General features: G+C 68.6%; 4 protein-coding genes and 1 pseudogene. All 5 read right to left on the reverse strand.

Annotated elements, in window-relative coordinates; genetic code table 11:
• A partial coding sequence (locus tag QM569_RS02445) for an ATP-binding cassette domain-containing protein (protein WP_414985637.1) occupies window positions 1-457 on the reverse strand: 457 nt, incomplete at its 3' end.
• Window positions 441-1,094 (reverse strand): amino acid ABC transporter permease, encoded by a 654-nt coding sequence (locus tag QM569_RS02450; protein WP_414985638.1) that lies wholly within the window; start codon window positions 1,092-1,094, stop codon window positions 441-443. The genes QM569_RS02450 and QM569_RS02445, both read right to left, overlap by 17 nt.
• A gap of 19 nt (window positions 1,095-1,113) precedes the next feature.
• Window positions 1,114-1,776 (reverse strand): amino acid ABC transporter permease, encoded by a 663-nt coding sequence (locus QM569_RS02455; RefSeq protein ID WP_414985639.1) that lies wholly within the window; start codon window positions 1,774-1,776, stop codon window positions 1,114-1,116.
• A gap of 33 nt (window positions 1,777-1,809) precedes the next feature.
• Window positions 1,810-2,610, reverse strand: coding sequence for a transporter substrate-binding domain-containing protein (locus tag QM569_RS02460; protein WP_414985640.1), 801 nt, complete (start codon window positions 2,608-2,610; stop codon window positions 1,810-1,812).
• 18 nt (window positions 2,611-2,628) lie between these two features.
• A pseudogene (locus QM569_RS02465) lies at window positions 2,629-2,862 on the reverse strand (hypothetical protein); the annotation flags it as partial.

Here is a 2,862-nt window from a genome sequence, read left to right on the forward strand (position 1 = left end):
CGTCGAACTTCTCGGCCAGGCCCACGCGCGCGAGCAGGCGGCGCGCCTGGGCCTCGGCGACGGCCTTGCGCGTCTTCTTGACCAGCGTGGGCGCGAGCATCACGTTGCGCCCCACCGTGAGGTGCGGAAACAGGTTGAAGCTCTGGAAGATCATGCCCACGCGCTGGCGCAACGCGCGCATGGCCAGGGGGCTGTCGTGCAGCAGGGGCTTGCCATCGACGGTGAGCGCGCCGTCCTGGAAGGTCTCCAGCCCGTTGATGCAGCGCAGCAGCGTGCTCTTGCCCGAGCCGCTCTTGCCGATGATGGCGATGACCTCGCCGCGCAGGACCTGCAGGTCGATGCCCTTGAGCACCTCGTTGGTGCCGTAGGACTTGCGCAGCGCGGTGATGTTGACGATGGGCGCGCGCGGCGATTGCGCGGGCGCGTCGGCTTGGGGGGTGTCAGCGGCGAGAAGCATGGACTTTCCTTTCCAGGAACTTGGCGTAGAGACTGACCGGGTAGCACAGCGCGAAGTACAGCAGCGCCACGCAGGCGAAGACCTTGAAGGGCTGGTAGGTGGCGTTGGAGATCATGTTGCCCGCGCGGGTCAGCTCCACGAAGCCCACCACCGAGGCCAGCGCCGTGCCCTTGACCACCTGCACCAGAAAGCCCACCGTGGGCGGTATGGCAATGCGCAGCGCCTGCGGGAAGACCACGTGGCGCAGCTGTTCGCCGAACGACAGCGCTAGGCTCTGTGCGGCCTCCCACTGTCCCTTGGGGATGGCGGCCACGCAGCCGCGCCAGATCTCGGCCAGGAAGGCGCTGGAATACAGCGTGAGCGCCAGCGTCACCGAGAACCACACGGACACGTTCAGCCCGAGCAGCCCGATGCCGAAGTAGCTCAGAAAGAGCTGCATCAACAGCGGCGTGCCCTGGAAGACCTGTACGTAGGCGCCGATGGCGCGGTCGGCCCAGCCGTTGCCGGACAGGCGCGCCACCAGCAGCAGCGCGCCCACCAGGCCGCCGCCGATGAAGGCGATGAGCGAGAGCGCCACCGTCCAGCGCGCGGCCAGCAGCAGGTTGCGAAGAATGTCCCAGGTGCTGAAGTCGGTCATGGTGCAGTGCCTTTCTTCTTCAGCGGCCAAAGAGAAAGCGCGGACCGGCCCAGGTCAGCGCCCAGCGCAGGCCGATGGACAGGAGCAGGTACAAGGCGGTGGCGACGAGATAGACCTCGAAGGTGCGGAAGTTGCGCGCCTGGATCAGGTTGGCCGCGTAGCTCAGCTCCATGGTCGATATCTGCCCGCACACGGACGAGCCCAGCATGACGATGATGATCTGGCTCACCATGGCGGGCCACACGCGGCGCAGCGCCGGGGGCAGCACCACGCGGGTGAAGATCTGCACGCGCCCCAGCGCCAGGCTCTGCGCCGCCTCGACCTGGCCGCGCGGCGTGCTCTCGATGCCCGCGCGGATGATCTCCGTGGAATAAGCCCCCAGGTTCAGCACCATGGCGATGACCGAGGCGATGTCGGGCGAGAGCTTGACGCCCAGCGACGGCAGGCCGAAGAACACGAAGAACAGCTGCACGATGAAGGGCGTGTTGCGGATCAGCTCCACATAGGCGCCCACGGCTGCGCGCAGCGCCAGCGGCCCGCTGGCGCGCGCCCAGGCGCAGGCCGTGCCCAGCAGCATGCCGATGAAGACGGCGACGGCCGTGAGGCCCAGCGTCCACAGCGCGCCCGACAGCAGCATGGGCCACTGCGACAGCACGGCGGCGAAATCCAGTTGGATGGACATGGCGGCGTTGCGTGGGTTTGCCGTCAGGCCGCATCACAGCGGCAGCTCGCCCGCAGGGCGGCCCAGCCACTTGTTGGACAGGCGGTCCAGCTCGCCGTTCTGCTTGGCCTCCAGGATGATGGCGTTGATGCGGTTCTTGAGCGCCACGTCGCCCTTGGGGATGCCGATGTAGTTGGGGCTGACCTTGAGCACGAGCTTGAACTCGGAGTCCAGCTTGGGGTTCTGGCGCATGATGGTGCCGCCCTCGCCGGCGCTGGTGGCGATCGCCTGGACCTGGCCGCTGACGAAGGCCGACACGGTGCCAACGTGGTCTTCAAAGCGCAGGATGCGCGCGCCGGGGGGCGCGACCTTCGTCAGCTCGGCGTCGGCCATGGCGCCGCGCGTGACGGACACGCTCTTGCCGTCCAGGTCGGCCCAGCTCTTGATGGACATCGACTTGGGCGCGAACAGCGCCTGGAAGAAGGGCGAGTAGGCGTGCGAGAAGTCCACCACCTCCTCGCGCTCGGGCGTCTTGCCCAGCGTGGAGATGATCAGGTCCACCTTGCCCGTTTGCAGGTAGGGCACGCGGTTGGCACTGATGACGGGAACCAGCTCGGGCGTGGCGCCCAGCTTTTTGGCCACGTAGTTGGCCATGTCGATGTCCAGGCCCTGCGGGTGCAGGTCCTTGCCCACCATGCCGTAGGGCGGGTAGTCGGTCGGGATGGCGATGCGCACCTTCTTGCTGCTGGTGATCTGGTCGAGCGCGCTGGCGGTTTGCGCGCTGGCGGCGCCCGCCAGGGTGCAGGCGGCCAGCAGGCCCGTGGCAAGGCGGCCGAGAAAGCGGTGGATCGTCATGGTGGTTCCTTTCGGGGGTCAGAGGGTGGGAAGCGGGATGCGGGGAGGGGACTGGGCGGGCAGCAGGCGCTGGTGCATCCAGCGCGCGGCGCAGGCCAGGGGTGAAATGACGGGTACGGGCAGGCTCTGCGCCAGCGCGGCGGCGGCCTGCCCCAGCGGGCCGCCGCCGATGACCACGGCCTGCGCGCCGTCCAGCGCCACGCAGTCGGCGGCGGCGCGGGCCAGCGCCTGTTCCAGCAGGGCGGGCTGCGC

Source organism: Acidovorax sp. (assembly GCF_047607405.1).
Taxonomy (GTDB): domain Bacteria; phylum Pseudomonadota; class Gammaproteobacteria; order Burkholderiales; family Burkholderiaceae_C; genus Acidovorax.